Origin of the sequence: Salinicola tamaricis, assembly GCF_003006155.1 — a bacterium.
GTDB classification, from domain to species: domain Bacteria; phylum Pseudomonadota; class Gammaproteobacteria; order Pseudomonadales; family Halomonadaceae; genus Salinicola; species Salinicola tamaricis.
The window spans coordinates 3859985-3875842 of record NZ_CP023559.1 but is presented as its reverse complement, the minus strand read 5'-3'; the positions used below and the strand labels follow the sequence as shown (position 1 = coordinate 3875842).

General features: G+C 66.5%; 11 protein-coding genes and 1 pseudogene. 9 read left to right on the top strand and 3 right to left on the bottom strand.

The window, feature by feature from the left end; all coding sequences use genetic code 11:
• The first annotated feature begins 363 nt into the window (after nucleotides 1–363).
• The 9 genes from cysM to CN538_RS17830 all read left to right on the top strand — a co-directional run bounded on the left by cysM (nucleotide 364) and on the right by CN538_RS17830 (nucleotide 12288).
• Nucleotides 364–1260 (top strand): cysteine synthase CysM, encoded by an 897-nt coding sequence (gene cysM, locus CN538_RS17870; protein WP_106420307.1) that lies wholly within the window; start codon nucleotides 364–366, stop codon nucleotides 1258–1260.
• A 1-nt stretch (nucleotide 1261) separates the two neighbouring features.
• Nucleotides 1262–2665, top strand: a complete 1404-nt coding sequence (locus CN538_RS17865) for a TRAM domain-containing protein (protein WP_106420306.1) — start codon at nucleotides 1262–1264, stop codon at nucleotides 2663–2665.
• A gap of 122 nt (nucleotides 2666–2787) precedes the next feature.
• The gene (relA, locus tag CN538_RS17860) at nucleotides 2788–5037 is read left to right on the top strand and encodes a GTP diphosphokinase (RefSeq protein ID WP_106420305.1); all 2250 of its coding nucleotides are present in this window, start codon (nucleotides 2788–2790) and stop codon (nucleotides 5035–5037) included.
• Nucleotides 5034–5894, top strand: coding sequence for a nucleoside triphosphate pyrophosphohydrolase (gene mazG / locus CN538_RS17855; RefSeq protein ID WP_277985049.1), 861 nt, complete (start codon nucleotides 5034–5036; stop codon nucleotides 5892–5894). The genes relA and mazG overlap by 4 nt, the downstream gene beginning before the upstream one ends.
• A gap of 569 nt (nucleotides 5895–6463) precedes the next feature.
• Nucleotides 6464–7141, top strand: a complete 678-nt coding sequence (locus CN538_RS17850) for a hypothetical protein (RefSeq protein WP_106420304.1) — start codon at nucleotides 6464–6466, stop codon at nucleotides 7139–7141.
• Between the two features lie 218 nt (nucleotides 7142–7359).
• Nucleotides 7360–7887: a hypothetical protein gene (locus CN538_RS17845; RefSeq protein WP_129591409.1), complete on the top strand. Its 528-nt coding sequence runs from the start codon at nucleotides 7360–7362 to the stop codon at nucleotides 7885–7887.
• 347 nt (nucleotides 7888–8234) lie between these two features.
• Nucleotides 8235–10919 (top strand): phosphoenolpyruvate carboxylase, encoded by a 2685-nt coding sequence (ppc, locus tag CN538_RS17840; protein ID WP_422917529.1) that lies wholly within the window; start codon nucleotides 8235–8237, stop codon nucleotides 10917–10919.
• 62 nt (nucleotides 10920–10981) lie between these two features.
• Nucleotides 10982–11968, top strand: a complete 987-nt coding sequence (locus tag CN538_RS17835) for a DnaJ C-terminal domain-containing protein (protein ID WP_106420302.1) — start codon at nucleotides 10982–10984, stop codon at nucleotides 11966–11968.
• Entirely contained in the window at nucleotides 11965–12288 is a 324-nt protein-coding gene (locus CN538_RS17830; protein ID WP_106420301.1) for a chaperone modulator CbpM, read from the top strand. Before CN538_RS17835 ends, CN538_RS17830 begins: the two co-directional genes overlap by 4 nt.
• 63 nt (nucleotides 12289–12351) lie before the next feature.
• Here the strand turns inward: CN538_RS17830 and CN538_RS17825 are convergent, their stop codons facing one another.
• The 3 genes and pseudogenes from CN538_RS17825 to CN538_RS17815 form a co-directional block, all read right to left on the bottom strand.
• A complete protein-coding gene (locus tag CN538_RS17825) occupies nucleotides 12352–12840 on the bottom strand; it encodes a ketopantoate reductase family protein (protein ID WP_106420300.1) in 489 nt (162 codons plus the stop codon).
• 77 nt (nucleotides 12841–12917) lie between these two features.
• A complete protein-coding gene (locus CN538_RS17820) occupies nucleotides 12918–13229 on the bottom strand; it encodes a ketopantoate reductase family protein (protein ID WP_106420299.1) in 312 nt (103 codons plus the stop codon).
• A pseudogene (locus CN538_RS17815) lies at nucleotides 13226–15266 on the bottom strand (DNA topoisomerase III). Before CN538_RS17815 ends, CN538_RS17820 begins: the two are co-directional and overlap by 4 nt.
• Nucleotides 15267–15858: the final 592 nt, after the last annotated feature.

The window sequence follows — 15858 nt, the reverse complement described above, 5'->3', positions numbered from 1 at the left end:
TCCGTAGCGCGGGCAGGCGAAGCGCACGCCGGTGGCTTGCCGTTGGGCGCCGATCGGGCCTCCCGGCCGGATGGTGCACGGCTGCCTATTGAACCATCACTACGCGGCGTTGCGAATTCGTTTTGCGTTTTCCAGCGCATCGCGTCAGGCTAGCGCTGCCCGCCAGTTACGTGCCGCGCGGCGCTCCGGGTCATAGGCGCTCGGTGGCGTGGCGAACTTGGCTATTGGCGCGTGACGTCGAAGCCTGCTCGGCGCGTCGTGTTCGATATACGTCGTGTTCGATATACTGGGGAGATGTTTTTCGCGTTCACTGCTACCTGCGGTGACGGCGCGTCATGTCTACCGACTGCTAGGACACCTGCCATGGCATTTCCCACGCTCGCGCAAACCGTCGGCAATACGCCGCTGGTGAGGCTCGCCCGCATCAACGCCGGCCGCGACAATACGCTGCTGGCCAAGCTCGAGGGCAACAACCCGGCAGGCTCGGTCAAGGACCGGCCGGCGTTGTCGATGCTGCGCGAGGCCCAGGCCCGCGGTGATATCGCTCCCGGCGATACGCTGATCGAGGCCACCTCCGGCAACACCGGCATCGCGCTGGCCATGGCGGCGGCGGTGATGGGCTACCGCATGGTCCTGATCATGCCGGAGAACGCTTCCAGCGAGCGCAAGCAGGCGATGGCCGCCTATGGTGCCGAGCTGATCGGCGTGAGCAAGGAGCAGGGCATGGAGGGCGCGCGCGACCTCGCCAATGCGATGATCGCCCGTGGCGAAGGCAAGTCTCTCGATCAGTTCGCCAATGGCGACAACCCGCTGGCGCACTATCGCTCCACCGGCCCCGAGCTATGGGAGCAGACTGCCGGGCGCATCACCCACTTCGTCAGCTCCATGGGCACCACTGGTACGATCATGGGTACTTCGCGCTATCTCAAGGAGCGCAATCCGTCGATCGAGATCGTCGGCCTGCAGCCGGCGGACGGCGCCAGCATTGCCGGTATTCGGCGCTGGCCCGAGGCCTACCGCCCCGGCATCTTCGAGCCCGCCCGGGTCGACCGCATCCTCGATATCGAGCAGCACGAGGCGGAGCATCACATGCGCCGGCTGGCGCGTGAAGAGGGCATCCTGGCCGGCGTCTCCTCCGGCGGTGCCCTGGCCGGGGCGCTGCGTATCGCCGAGGAGGTCGACAACGCGGTGATCGTGTTCATCGTGTGTGACCGCGGCGATCGCTATCTTTCCACCGGCCTCTACGCCCCGGACGCCTGAGATGGCGATGCTGGGAAAACGCCGCACGCCGGCGCGCAAACGGGAGAGCACCACCGCCCCCAGCGGGGACACTGCGGCGCCGGGGCTCTACATCGAACGCCTGGCCCATGATGGGCGCGGCGTGGCGCGCGCGGCCAGTGGCAAGACGGTGTTCGTCAGTGGCGCGCTGCCCGGCGAACGGGTCGAGGTGGCGGTGCACCGCGAGCGGCGGCGCTTCGACGAGGCCCACGTGCGCCAGCGTCTGGTGAGCGCGCCCGAGCGGGTCACGCCGCCCTGTGCCTATTTCGACCGCTGTGGCGGCTGCGACCTGCAGCACATGGACATCGCCGCCCAGCGCGAGCACAAGCGCCGGGTCGTGAGCGAGCTGCTCATCCGGCAGGGCATCGAGCCCCCTAGCGAGGTGGGATTGATCGCCGGCGCGGATGTCGGCTACCGCCGGCGCGCTCGGCTCGGCGTCAAGCGTGATGGCGAGGGGCGCGTGCATCTCGGCTTTCGCGCCCGCGGCAGTGACCAGTTGGTCGATATCGTTGGCTGCATGGTGCTGACACCGGCGCTGGCTGCGCTGCTGGCGCCGCTGCGCGAGCTGCTCGCGACGTTGGCCGTGCCGCGCCACGTCGGCCACCTGGAGCTGTTGTTGGATGATCATGCCGTGCCGGTGGTGGTGGTGCGTCAACTGCGCGAGGTGAGCGAGGACAGCGAGCGCTGGCGGTGCTTCGGCGAGCGTCATGGCGTCGCGGTGGCCCAGTTGCAGGGCCGCGAGCAGCCGCAGCTGCACTGGCTGGGTGCGGCGCCTACGCTGGCGGTGAGGGTGCAGGGTGCCGCCCATGCAGTGACGTTGGCACTGGCGCCCGGGGATTTCGTCCAGGTCAACGCCGAGATCAATCAGCGGCTGATCGATACCGCCCGCGCCTGGCTGACACCGACGCCGCGCATGCGGCTGCTCGATCTGTTCGCCGGCATCGGCAACTTCTCGCTGGCGCTGGCTGGCGAGGTGGCGGCGGTGACCGCCGTCGAGGGCAGCCAGACGATGGTCGAGCGCCTGCGTGCCAACGCCGATGCCAATGCGCTACCCGCGGTGACCGCAGTGCAGGCGGATCTGAGCGCAGCGGACGCGGGTCTCGAGGCACTGCTGGCGGACCACGATACGCTGATTCTCGACCCGCCGCGGGATGGCGCCGATGCGCTCTGCCGGCGAGTGGCGCAGAGCGAGGTGGCGCAGGTGCTCTACGTCTCCTGTGACCCGGCCTCGCTGGCGCGGGATGCGGCGCATCTCGTCGCCGGCGGGCTGGTACTGCGGCGGTTGGCGGTGGCCGACATGTTTCCGCACACCGCGCACCTGGAGTCGCTGGCGCTGTTCACGCGCCCGGGTGTGGCGGTTGGGGGCGGCGGCGCCGATCACGACTGACGCGAGTCACCCCGCAAGCGATTGCAACGCTATTATCACGAACAACGAAAGCCCGGCGCCGCACGATCTGTCACTCGGCGGCAGGCGGTGGCAGCAAGAGGCTCCAGGAGGCGAGGACAGGCATGGTCAAGGTGCGTGAGGATCAGCCGTCGGTCGGCCCCGGCGGTATCGATCTCGAGGGATGGCTCGAGCGGTTGAACGACGAAGTGGCGCTGCGTGACCTCCAGCGCATGCGTCAGGCGTGCGAGCTGGCGCGTGCCGCGGGGGAGAATCCGCAGGCGACGACGCTGGAAAGCGTGCCCGGACTGAGTCTGCTCACCGGGCTGGAGATGGCCGATATCCTCAGCCAGCTACGCCTCGATCAGCCGACGCTGGAGGCGGCGGTGCTCTACCGCAGTGTGCGCCGGGGCTTGATCAGCGTCGAGGGTGTGGCCAAGCGCCTGGGGCGGGAGGTCGCGCAGCTGATCGAAGGGGTGCTCAGCATGGCTGCCATCAGCCAGCTGCAGGCGCCCAAGCAGGGGCTCTCCCAGCACAACCAGCAGGAGAACCTGCGCAAGATGCTGGTGACCATGGTCGACGACGTGCGCGTGGCGCTGATCAAGATCGCCGAGCGCACCTGTGCCCTGCGTCAAGTCAAGGACGCCTCGCGCGAGAAACGCCTGCGCGTGGCGCGCGAGGTGTTCGATATCTACGCGCCGCTGGCGCATCGGCTCGGTGTCGGCCAGGTGAAGTGGGAGCTCGAGGATCTGGCCTTCCGCTATCTCCACGAGAGCGAGTACAAGTCGATCGCCAAGCAGTTGGCGGAGAAGCGCCTCGACCGCGACCGCTATATCAAGGAGGTGGTCGCCACCCTCGAGACGCTGCTCGAGCGCCAGGGGATCAGCCAGTACCAGGTCGACGGCCGCGCCAAGCACATCTATTCGATCTGGCGCAAGATGCAGCGTAAGCACATCGATTTCTCCCAGGTCTACGATGTGCGTGCGGTGCGCATTCTGGTGCCCGAGATCGCCGACTGCTACACCACCCTGGGGGTCGTGCACTCGCGCTGGCATCATGTGCCCAACGAGTTCGACGACTATATCGCCAATCCCAAGAAGAACGGCTACCAGTCGCTGCACACCGCGGTCTTCGGCCCCGAGAACAAGGTGCTGGAGATCCAGGTGCGCACCTTCGCCATGCACGAGGAGGCCGAACTCGGCGTCTGCGCGCACTGGCGCTACAAGGGCACCGATCTCGACCCCAAGAGCCGCAGCTACGAAGAGAAGATCGCCTGGCTGCGTCAGGTCCTGGAGTGGCAGGAGGAGGTCGGCGATGTCGGCGACTTCCGCGAAGGCCTTACCAGCGACGTGGCTCCGGATCGTATCTACGTGTTCACACCCGATGGCCATGTCATCGACATGCCGCAGGTGGCGACGCCGATCGACTTCGCCTACCGCGTGCACACCGAGATTGGGCATCGCTGCCGCGGGGCCAAGGTCGACGGGCGCATCGTGCCGCTGACCTACCTGCTCAAGACCGGTCAGCAGGTGGAGATCCTTACCGCGACCAAGAGCGCGCCCAGCCGTGACTGGCTCAACCCCAATCTGGGTTACGTGCGCACCTCACGGGCGCGGGCCAAGATCCAGGCATGGTTCAAGCAGCAGGCGCGCGAGCAGAATCTGGAAGAGGGCAGGGCGATCTTCGATCGTGAGTTCCGGCGCCTGGATATCGACGGCATCGATCTCACCCGACTTGCCGAGACGGTCAACTACACCAGCGCCGAAGACATGTACGCGGCAATCGGCGCCGGCGACCTGCGGATCGGCCAGGTGCTGCACCAGGCGCAGCAGAAGTTCGGCGAGAGCGACGATCAGGAGCAGCTCGACCGTCTGCTGACCAAGCCCAAGCGCCAGCCGTCGCGGGAGGCCGGCGACGGTATCACCGTGCTCGGCGTGGGCAACCTCAAGACGCTGATGGCCAACTGCTGCCATCCGGTACCTGGCGATCAGATCATCGGCTACATCACCCAGGGGCGCGGGGTCACCATCCACCGCCAGGACTGCGCCAACGTGCTGCAGCTGCGCAGCGAAGAGCCACGGCGCATCGTCGACGTCGAGTGGGGCGACCGTGCGCGGACCCAGTATCCGGTGGACATCGAGATCGAAGCCTGGGATCGCTCGGGGCTGCTACGCGATGTCACCCACGTGCTCTCCAGCGATCGGATCAACGTCACCTCGGTGAACACCGCTACCGACAAGCACGACAACATCGCGCGCATGCGCATCACCCTCGAGGTCGATGGGCTCGAGGCGCTGGAGCGCATCTTCTCGCGCATCCAGCAGTTGCCCAACGTGATCGACGTCAAACGCCTGCGCCAGGGACAGATACAGTGAGCCTGACCGACAAAAGCACCGCGACCCAGCGCTACACCCTCGACGATCTGCTCACGCTGATGGCCGTGTTGCGCGACCCCCGCGACGGCTGCCCGTGGGATCTCAAGCAGGACTGGGACTCGATCGTGCCGCATACCCTGGAGGAGGCCTACGAAGTGGCCGACGCGATCGAGCGCCGCGCCTTCGATGAGCTGCCCGGCGAGCTCGGCGACCTGCTGTTCCAGGTGGTCTACTACAGCCAGTTCGCGCGCGAGGCGGGGCGCTTCGAGTTCGCCGACATCGTCCACACGCTAACCGCCAAGATGCTGCGCCGCCATCCGCATGTGTTTCCCGACGGCACCCTGAACTCGCGGCGCAGCGATAGTGCTGTCGCCGAGTCCGAGGTCAAGGCACGCTGGGAGGCGCTCAAGGCCGAGGAGCGTGAGGCGCGCAAGGCCCAGGGCACGGCGCGGGTCTCGGCGCTGGATGACATCCCCGCCGCGCTGCCGGCACTGAGCCGGGCGGCCAAGTTGAGCAAGCGCGCCGCCGGCCAGGGCTTCGACTGGCCCGACGAGCGTGGTGTCATCGACAAGATCCGGGAAGAGCTGGCGGAGGTCGAATCGGCACTCGCCGACGGCGATCGCCAGCACGCCCAGGCCGAGGTGGGCGACCTGCTGTTCGCGGTGGTCAATCTGGCGCGGCGGCTGAAGTGTGACCCCGAGCAGATGCTGCGGCGCACCAACCACAAGTTCGAACACCGCTTCCGCTACGTCGAGGATGCCCTGGCACGCGATGGCGCCACCCCCGGTGATGCCACGCTGGCACAGATGGAGCACCACTGGCAGGCGGCCAAGGCCCAAGAGCGCCAGCAGGAATAGATGCTGGAGTGCCTCATCGAGATTAGATACCTGCGAAAGACCTGTATTTATTTCTCAGTGAGGCCCGTGGGCATATGTGGTATATCAATAGGTGCCTGGCTATATTCATCCAGATGGTCTTGCGATGATTAAAAATCTCAACTTTTCCCGTGTCGATGGGTGCGCTTTCGTCAATCACCGTATTATAATCGAGAACATCTACTAGGATGTGCGAGCGTATCGACGATTACCACTCACTCGCGCTGTAAGATGAGCCGAGGAGGCCGGGTGGTTTCGTGTTTTTGCTGGGTAATCGAAAGGGAGGTGTCCTAAAATAGGATTACCTAGTTGGGGGCGTAAGAGTTTTCTCCACCTGATCATTGTTGCGAGGGCTGGTTGGTTCAAGCTGCTGGACCGTCGTACGCTGAGTTGAGGCTTTCACCTCGTGGACGCCGACGGTGGCACAAGCTGGATTTAGGCTTTTTTCCAGTGTTCTGTCGGATTCATCTTAGGCGTTCAAGAACTGACGAGTCCGGGTTGGTCATCATAGTCGGATGCATCGTCCAGTGGTACTGACGGAGAGAGGCAAGATGAGAGTTCACGCCGCAATCATTGGTGAGCGACTGATGACTGGGCACGAATGCCACTACGCGAAAAAAGTGGTCGCCATGCACCGCTATATTTTTTGGTTCCTGATGTTGACCGGTGTCTTAACCTTTTGTATGGGACTGGGGCTGCCGATTGCATTCAGTATGGATACCCTGACCCTTGACGTAGCGGGTTTTTTACTCCTCGCGTTTTTGACCTTGGGCCCAATGGCAGGTGGTATCTGGATATTTTGGCTGGGCTATAAGCGCCGTGTGTGCTTCAGCCCTCGCGTCTCTATCATTCGCGGCATCATGACCATTCGCAAAAAGCCGGTGCCCAGTGGCGCCGGGAGTATCAACTACGTGAATGAATATTACGTTGGAAACGTGCTGCTGCATGGCCCTCCTGGCTCTTCTGTCATTCTCGACCGGCTGCATGGAAAGTTTATTGAAGTTCATGCACTTTTCATGCACATCTATCCGTCGATCAATTTGAGTAAGCGTTATAAAGGGATCGACGAAGCGCTGCTGTTCAACCTGAATGATCAGATTAATCTCGATGCGCTTTTCAGAAGTACGGACGCAGTGTCTTCAAACGTGAAGCTGGGCGTTCCGGGCTTTTTATCACTCTGTCGATGTTTTTCTCTATCGCGTTTGCCTGCTACATCGTCGCGAAGTTAGATGTTAACGATTTCTGGCCGCTCATGGTTGTTTCTGGCTGCGGTGATATTGATATGCGTTTTGCACATGGCTCTCGAGTATGGCTATAAGAATCTTAGGAAACTTTTGGATCCAGACTGTCTAGATCTTACACTGGAAGAGATATTGAAAGGTAACCTTCAATGATTGGCGAAAGGACTTTTCCGACTGAAAAGGCGCAGACCCTGGGGACAAGAGCCATGACACCTAACGAGCGTATCTATGCCGAGCAGGTGGCAGCGCTACGTCGTTGGCGAATGCGCTCTTACATACTGCTCGGTGCGCTGATGCTGTCGACCGTCATCGGCGTGGTTTGGGTGTTATGGGACGACTCTTACCTCCTGAAGGGTAGCGTGTTCGGTCCGTTGATGATTATCTGGGGCGTGTTCGGCGTTTTCGCGGCCTGGCGCTTTCTCAAACTGGGGTTCGCTAAAAAGGTGACGCTGGGCGATGAAGTGCATCTGCTTAAGGGACCATTCTCTGTGGTGCTCCGGAATGGCGGTCCGTCCAGTTCTAGCTGGCAGGAGTACTTTGTCGGTAATGTATCGCTCAGAACGCCTTTCCTGGTCGGCCTCGTGTCACCGAAAAACGGGGATAAAGAGATAGAGGTCGCGGCGGTCTATCTTCATACCAATCCTAAAGACAAATGGTTCGATAAGTACACCGCCCCTGAGGCTATCGCACTCTATATCGAAGGCCAGATCGATATCGACAAGCGCGGCCGCTGATTTCTGCCCTTATCGCATCAGTTGCTTGGCCGTTACTCAGTAGTGCCGCCGAGAGGAGCGCGTCGGCGTTAGCTGCGCTGTCGCGCAGGAGGACACACTGGCAGGCGGCCAAGGCCCAAGAGCGCCAGCTGGCAGAAACAGCGGAACGTCAGCAGGACTAGACATCGGAGCGCGCTCCCTCGCAGTAACGCGCCGCGGTGGCTGCGGGGGCTACCACGCTTGCCAGGTGTGCCTCGTTTGTGGCTATTCTGGATCATACTATCTGCGTCCCCCGGCCGTTGCAGGCGCATCTGCACGCGTCAGGCCGGGCGTCGCCATCGCTCATCGCCGCCCGCAGAGGAACCTTCATGAGTTCAGAGCACGACACCATGACGTCGGACCACGACACCTCGCTGCACGAATCGCTCAGGGAGAATGTCAGGCTGCTGGGCGACAGCCTGGGTAGAACCATCGCCAACGATATGGGCGCTGACTTCGTCGATCGGATCGAGGCGATCCGTGCGCTGGCCAAGCAGGGGCGCCAGCGCGCCGAGGCGTCCGACCGCCACGCGCTGATCGACTATCTGCGCGCACTGCCCGATGACGAGCTGCTGCCGGTGACTCGCGCCTTCAATCAGTTTCTGAATTTCTCCAACATCGCCGAGCAGCACTACCGGGCACGCTTTCGCCGGGTCGAGGATTACCGCCCCGGCACCCAGCCCGACCTGGGCGAGCTGATCGAGCGCATCGCCGCCGCCGGCAAGTCGCCCCGCGAGATCGTCGATGCGCTTGCCGGTATGCGGGTCGACCTGGTGCTGACCGCGCACCCTACGGAGGTCATCCGGCGCACGCTGATCCAGAAATACGATGCCATCGACGAGTGCCTGAGCCGGATCGAGACCAGCGGCGAGCATCCCGAGGTGCTGCAGCGCGCCCAGGGGCGACTCGAGGAGCTGATCGCCCAGTCCTGGCATACCGATGAGATTCGCCACGAGCGGCCGACACCGGTGGACGAGGCCAAGTGGGGTTTCGCGGTGATCGAGAACGCGCTGTGGCAGACGGTACCGACCTTTCATCGTGACCTCGACGCGCTGCTGCTTGACGCCACCGGCGAGCGCCTGCCGCTGGACGCCTCGCCGATCCGCTTCGCCTCGTGGATGGGTGGCGACCGCGACGGTAACCCCAACGTCACCGCCGCGGTCACCCAGGAAGTGCTGCTGCTGGGCCGCTGGATGGCGGCGGATCTCTATCTGCGCGATCTCGACCAGCTGCGCGCCGAGCTATCGATGTGGCAGGCCAACGATGCTCTGCGCGCCGAGGTGGGTGACGACCCCGAGCCCTACCGCGCGCTGCTCAAGCAGCTCACTATCCGGCTGGAGGCGACCCGTGCCTGGGCCCGCGCCCGGCTCGACGGCGAGCCGGTGGCGGATGCCCCGATCATCGAGACCCGCGCGCAGCTGCATGCGCCGCTGTTGACCTGCTATCGCTCGCTGTGTGACGTCGGTCTGGAGACCATCGCCAATGGCGTGCTGCTCGATACCCTGCGCCGGGTCGGGGTGTTCGGAGTGACGCTGGCCAAGCTCGACGTGCGCCAGGATGGCGCGCGCCACGCCCAGTGCCTCGACGAGCTGACACGCCACCTGGGGATCGGGGGTTATCTGGCGTGGCCGGAAGCACAGCGCCAGCAGTTCCTGCTCGACGAGCTGGCCTCGCCGCGGCCGCTGGTGCCGCCGCGCTGGGCCTGCTCCGCCGAGGCGCGCGAGGTGCTCGACACCTTCCGCGTGATCGGCCGCGAGCAGCGCGAGGCGCTGGGTACCTACATCATCTCCATGGCCCAGCAGCCCTCCGACGTGCTGGCGGTGGCGCTGCTGATGAAGGAGGCCGGCGAGGGCCTGAATCTGCCCATTGCGCCGCTGTTCGAGACCCTCGACGATCTCGACCGCGCCGGGGCGGTGATCGAGCGGCTGCTGGCGTTGCCGGGCTATCGGGCGATCGCCGGTGACTACCAGGAAGTGATGATCGGCTACTCCGACTCGGCCAAGGACGCCGGCCAGCTGGCGGCGGCCTGGGCCCAGTACCGCGCCCAGGAGCGGCTGGTCGAGGTGTGCCGCGAGGGTGGCGTGGCGCTGACCCTGTTCCACGGCCGTGGCGGTACCGTGGGGCGCGGCGGCGGCCCGGCCCACGCTGCCATCCTGTCGCAGCCACCGGGCTCGGTGAACGGCAGTCTCCGGGTCACCGAGCAGGGCGAGATGATCCGCTTCAAGTTCGGGCAGCCGGATATCGCGCTGCGTTCGATGGAGATCTACACCTGTGCGGTGCTGGAGGCGACCCTGCTGCCGCCGCCGGCACCGCAGCCGGCCTGGCGCGAGGAGATGGAGCGCCTGGCCGATATCGCCCACGCCGCCTATGTGGGCGTGGTGCGCGAGAACCCGGACTTCGTCGACTACTTCCGCGCGGTGACGCCGGAGAGCGCCCTGGGTCGTTTGCCGTTGGGCTCGCGCCCGGCCAAGCGGCGCCAGGAGGGGGGCATCGAGACGCTGCGTGCGATTCCCTGGATCTTTGCCTGGACTCAGATTCGGCTGATGCTGCCGGCCTGGCTGGGCAGCGGCGAAGCCTTCGCCACCCGGGTGGCCGAGGAGGGCGGGCTGGACAGACTGCGCGAGATGCGCCAGCAGTGGCCGTTTTTCCGCACCTATCTGGACATGCTGGAGATGCTGCTGGCCAAGTCCGACGGCCAGATCGCCGCCTACTACGAGGAGCGGCTGGTCGATGCCCCGGCGCTGCGCGAGCTGGGTGGGGCGCTGCGCCAGCGCCTGGTCGACCTGGAAGCGGTGCTGCTGCAGATCCTGGATCAGCGTACGCTGCTCGAAGACACGCCGCTGATCCGCCAGGCCATCGAGGTGCGTAACCCTTACATCGACCCGCTGCACGGGCTCCAGGCCGAGCTGTTGCAGCGTAACCGCGACGCCGACGGCGACATCAGCCCGGCGCTCTCGCGGGCGCTGATGGTCACCATGGCGGGCATCGCCGCCGGGCTGCGCAACACCGGCTGAGGCGGGGCACTGGGCCGGGGCGAGATGCTCGCCCCGGGACGTGTGGACAGGGGAGGTCGCCAATGGAGTTCAAGGACTACTATGCGGTGCTCGGCGTCGAGCGCGACGCCACCCAGGAGGAGATCAAGCGCGCCTATCGCAAGCTGGCGCGCAAGTATCACCCCGATGTCAGCCACGAGGCCGACGCCGAGGCGCGCTTCAAGGCGCTGGGCGAAGCCTACGAGGTGCTCAAGGATCCGGAGAAGCGCGCTGCCTATGACCGTCTCGGCGGGCGCGAGGGCGAACGCTTCGAGGCGCCGCCCGACTGGGATGCCGGCTTCGAGTTCAGCGGCGGCGGCTATACCCACGGCGAGAGTGCCGACTTCAGCGACTTCTTCGAGACGCTGTTCGGCCGCCGTGGTGGCAGGGGCGGATTCTCGGGATTCGACGCTGGGGGTGGTTTCGAGCGCGGTGGTCGGGCCCACGGGCAGGTGCTGCACGGTGAGGATCATCACGCCAAGGTGCTGATTGAGCTGGAGGATGCCTATCAGGGCGCCACCCGCACTCTGTCGCTGCAGCGCGCCGAGTTCGACCCGCAAGGCCATCTGCGCCCGCGGGAGCGCACGCTCAAGGTGCGTATCCCCAAGGGCGTCAAGGCGGGCCAGCGTATCCGGCTCGCCGGGCAGGGTGGTCCTGGCGCCAACGGTGCCGCCGCCGGCGATCTCTATCTGGAGGTGGAGTTTCGTCCCCATTCGCGCTACCGGGTCGACGGCCGCGACGTCGCCATGACACTGCCGGTGGCGCCCTGGGAGGCGGCGCTGGGCACCACGCTGGCGTTGACGACACCGGGCGGCGAGATAACCCTCAAGGTACCCGCCGGCTCCGGTAGCGGGCGCCGCCTGCGCCTCAAGGGACGAGGCATCCCCGGCACGCCGCCCGGCGATCTCTACGTCGAGCTGACGCTGGTGACACCGCCGGCCGACAGCGAGGCGGTGGCGGCGGCCTATCGCCAGCTGGCCGAGGCCAGCGCTTTCGATCCCCGTGCCGAACTGGGAGGTAACGGATCATGACGCGACATCTCTCATCTGCCGAATCGGTGCTCGAAGGGGACAATCTCGATGAGCGTCCGCTGTTGACCCTGGGTGATCTCTGCCGCAGTTGCACGGTTCACGCCGAGTGGGTGATCGAGCTGGTCGACGAGGGCATTCTCACTCCGGCAGGACGCCAGCGTGAGCAGTGGCGCTTTTACGGCAGCAGCCTGGCGCGGGTGCGCACGGTCCGACGCCTGCAGCGCGACCTGGGGGTCAATCTGGCGGGTGCCGCACTCGCCCTGGAACTGATGGAGGAGCTGGAGACGCTGCGCCGGCGCCTCGATGGCGGCCCGGGCTGAGCCCCCGCTCAGGGTCAGGGCCACTCGACGTGTACGGCCGCCGCGCCCCGGGGGCCCCGGCGGTCAGCCTGGGGTGGCGCGATAGCAGGCGCGTAGCCCGGGTACCGCGAGGGCGTGGGTGTCGGCGAGCGCGAGCAGCGGCGCGAGAATGGCGTCGCGCTCGGTACAGCGCCCGGCCAGCACGTCCTGGAGCATCGACGAGCGGTTGCCCGCAGTGGCCTCGATCACTGCGCTGACCCATCCCTGCCAGCCCGCTGCCGGGGGTGATACCTTCGCCGCCGCCATCAGTTGCGCGATCTCCGCACACAGCACTTCGACCTCGGCGCTCAACGGCGGCGTGGCGAGGGCGCCGTTGCACACGCGATGGCGTGCCGTCAGCGGGTTGATCACGGCGTTGACTGCCAGCTTGTGCCACAGCCGCTCATCGATGTCGTCGCAGGCGCTGGCCGCCAGGCCGGCGCGGGTGAGGGTCGCGGCGACCGCGGCCGCCATGGCACGATGTTCTCCGGCCAGATCGCCGAGCCAGGTATGGCCCGCCGCCGCGTGGATCACGCCGGTCGCCGGGTGCGGCTGGCGATAGGCCGCTTCGGTGGTCGCCGCGCACAGTACCGGGCCCGGCCACTGGCAGCTCAGACGCGGCTGGCGCTGAAGCCATTCTGCAACAGCAGCAGCGGAGTACCCGGTGCCAGCTGGGCCTGCGCTAGCGCCTGCTCGGCATTGAACGCCTTGGTGGCGACGATCACCAGCGCCGGCGCCGCCGCGGGGGGCGTCAGCGTCCGAGTTTGCCAGTTGCCGTCGGTTTCCTGCAGGCGTACCTGATTCACCGCCCCCTGGCGCCCGCGCAGCATGATCTGCCCGCTATCGCTCGCCGCGGCGAGGCGCGCCGCGAACAGCTGCCCCAGCGCCCCCGCGCCGAGTACCAGCCAGGGCCCCGACGTCACGAGCCGGACCCCTGGGTGCGGCTGCCGCGGCGGCTACGCGGCTTGCGGGTGGTGCCCGTACCGCTCTTTGTGTCGGTACTGCTCTGGGTGCCAGCACTGCGCTTGGTGCCAGTACTGCTCTTGCTGCCGGTACGCGGGCGCGACTGCCCGCCGCCGCGCTTGGTCGACTGACGTTTGCCGCGTGTCGGCTTGGGGGCATCCGGCGCGGCGCTCTGGCGTGCGGCCTTGAGCGCCTGGTCGAGCTTGCCCGCGCTGGCCTGGCCGAGTAGTTGGCGCAGATCTTCGAGCAGAGCGTCGACGAACGGCTGCGCCGCGGCGTTGCCCTCGGCGATGCGAGTCAGGCGCTGCTCCCACAGTGCCGTGCGCTCCGGCTGCGAGGCCGCCGGCGGCAGCGAATCGATCAGGGCGTGGCCGGTTCGCGAGGCGCGCAGCGCCTTGGCCTCGCGCACCAGATAGCCGCGGGTCAGCAGCGTCTCGATGATGCCGGCCCGCGTCGCCTCGGTGCCCAGGCCGTCGGTCTCGCGCAGGGTGCGCTTGACCTCGGGGTCATCCACATAGCGTGCGATGTTCATCATCGCCTTGATCAGACTGGCATCGGTGAACGGCTCCGGCGGGCGCGTCTCGCGGCTCTCGACCTCGGCGCCCAGCACGTGGGCCGCCTCGCCCTGGTGCAGCGTCGGCAGCGTGGGCACGTCGTCACGGGTGGTGAACAGCGGCTTCCAGCCCGGCTCGAGGATCTCACGCCCCTTGGCCTGGAAGCGCTCGTCGAGGATGTCGAACAGCGCTCGGGTCTCGAAGGTCTCCAGCGGTGGGTAGAACTGCGCCACCACGTTACGCGCGATGAGCCGGAACAGATTGGCCTCGTCCCGGCTCAGGCGCGCGAGATCGGCCGGGCGTCCGCTCGGCGCCAGGGCGTGGTGAGCGCCGACCTTGGCGTCGTCCCAGGCCTTGGAGCGCCGGGTGAAGTCGGCCCCCTGCACCCACTGTGTGAGTGTCGCGTCATGCTGGCAGGCGCTCGCCAGGGTGCGCGCGGCCTCGCCATGATGGGCCGCCGGCAGGTAGCGGCAGTCCGACCGCGGGTAGGTGATCAACTGATGCCGTTCGTAGAGCGCCTGGCACACGTCCAGTACGCGTTTGGCGGAGAGCCCGAAGCGGCGCGCGGCGTCTACCTGCAGCGCCGAGAGCGAGTAGGGGAGTGGCGCCGCCTGGCGCTGTCGGCGCTGCTCCAGGGTCGCCAACCGGCCCTGACTGCCGGGCAGGCGCGCGGCCAGCGCCTGGGCCGGACGCGGATCGAGCAGGCGCCCTTGGGCATCCAGCGGCTGATTCTCGCCGGGCAGCCACCAGGCGCGCAGCTCGCCGGCGGCGACCGCCAGATCGGCCCAGAGCGGATAGAACGGGTAGGGTTCGAAAGCGGCGATCTCACGGTCGCGGCGCACCACCAGCCCCAGCACCGGGGTCTGTACCCGGCCCACCGAGAGCAGGCCGTCGTAACCCGCCTGGCGGCCGATCAGCGTCCACGCTCGGGTCAGGTTGATGCCATACAGCCAGTCCGCCCGCGAGCGCGCCTCGGCGGCGGCGAACAGCGGTTGATAGCGCTGGTTGTCCTCGAGTCGGGCCAGCGCCTTGGCCACCGCCGGGCGGTTGAGATCCTGCACCAGCAGGCGCTGCAGCGGGCCACGCCAGCCCAGATGGTCGAGCGCCTCCTGCACCAGCACTGACCTTCGCGGTCGGGGTCGCCGGCGTGGACCACGCTGGTGGCGTGCTTGAGCAGTTTGCGCATACAGCGAGCTGGCCGCGGGCCTGGGGGCGCGGTACCAGCTGCCAGCGGCCCGGTACGATGGGCAGATCGTCGAGCCGCCACTGCTGGTAGCGTGGGTCGTAGGCCTCCGGCGGGGCCTGTTCCAGCAGATGCCCCAGACACCAGCTGACGCAGGTGTCGCCGGCTTCCAGATAGCCTTCTCGGCGTACTGCCGGGGCGGGCAGGGCAGCGGCGATGGCCCGTGCCAGGCTAGGCTTTTCGGCGACGATCAGACGCATGCGCGGTTCACTTCTCCAGTGGCGGGCGCGTACCAGGGCGCGGTACCACTGGCGGTGCGGTGTGCCCACCGCGGGTGGGGCCATGCTCAGATAGCTGACGTTGGGCGTTTCGCTGCGCTCCAGATTGACGTTGGTGAGCATCGTCAGGGTGGCCTCGCGGGCACCGTACTGGCGCTGCAGGAAGGCCATCGCCTCCGGTTCCAGCGCTACCCGGTAGTGACGTACCAGCGCCAATGCCAGGGATTCGGCGGTGCGCGACAGATCGGTCTCGATCTCGCGCACCATCGCCGAGCCCATGGCCGCCTTGGCGGCGGCCGAGAGATTGGGTTCGAGCTGGCCGAAATCGGCCGCGTTGGAGCTGTTGATGGCGCGCTGCACCGCGGGGCGCGATAGCTGCACGTGGGGCTCCAGGGCGAGGAAGATCTCCACCGCTACGCGCTTGGCGGTGTCGACGCCGACGCTCAGTTGGGTGTCGCGCTCGGCCTGGCGCAGGCGGTCGCGGAAGGTGCCGATGTTGGCTTTTTCCATATAGCGGCCGAGCAGCTTGCACACCTCTGCCTTGGCCTCGTCGTCGAGGGCGATCTTGCTTTCG

What these genes read in the sequence shown, in the direction of transcription:
- CN538_RS17835 (WP_106420302.1), top strand. Translation starts at nt 10,982, where the DNA reads ATGGAGTTCAAGGACTACTATGCGGTGCTCGGCGTCGAGCGCGACGCC.
- CN538_RS17845 (WP_129591409.1), top strand. Translation starts at nt 7,360, where the DNA reads ATGACACCTAACGAGCGTATCTATGCCGAGCAGGTGGCAGCGCTACGT.
- ppc (WP_422917529.1), top strand. Translation starts at nt 8,235, where the DNA reads ATGAGTTCAGAGCACGACACCATGACGTCGGACCACGACACCTCGCTG.
- cysM (WP_106420307.1), top strand. Translation starts at nt 364, where the DNA reads ATGGCATTTCCCACGCTCGCGCAAACCGTCGGCAATACGCCGCTGGTG.
- relA (WP_106420305.1), top strand. Translation starts at nt 2,788, where the DNA reads ATGGTCAAGGTGCGTGAGGATCAGCCGTCGGTCGGCCCCGGCGGTATC.
- CN538_RS17865 (WP_106420306.1), top strand. Translation starts at nt 1,262, where the DNA reads ATGGCGATGCTGGGAAAACGCCGCACGCCGGCGCGCAAACGGGAGAGC.
- CN538_RS17850 (WP_106420304.1), top strand. Translation starts at nt 6,464, where the DNA reads ATGAGAGTTCACGCCGCAATCATTGGTGAGCGACTGATGACTGGGCAC.
- CN538_RS17830 (WP_106420301.1), top strand. Translation starts at nt 11,965, where the DNA reads ATGACGCGACATCTCTCATCTGCCGAATCGGTGCTCGAAGGGGACAAT.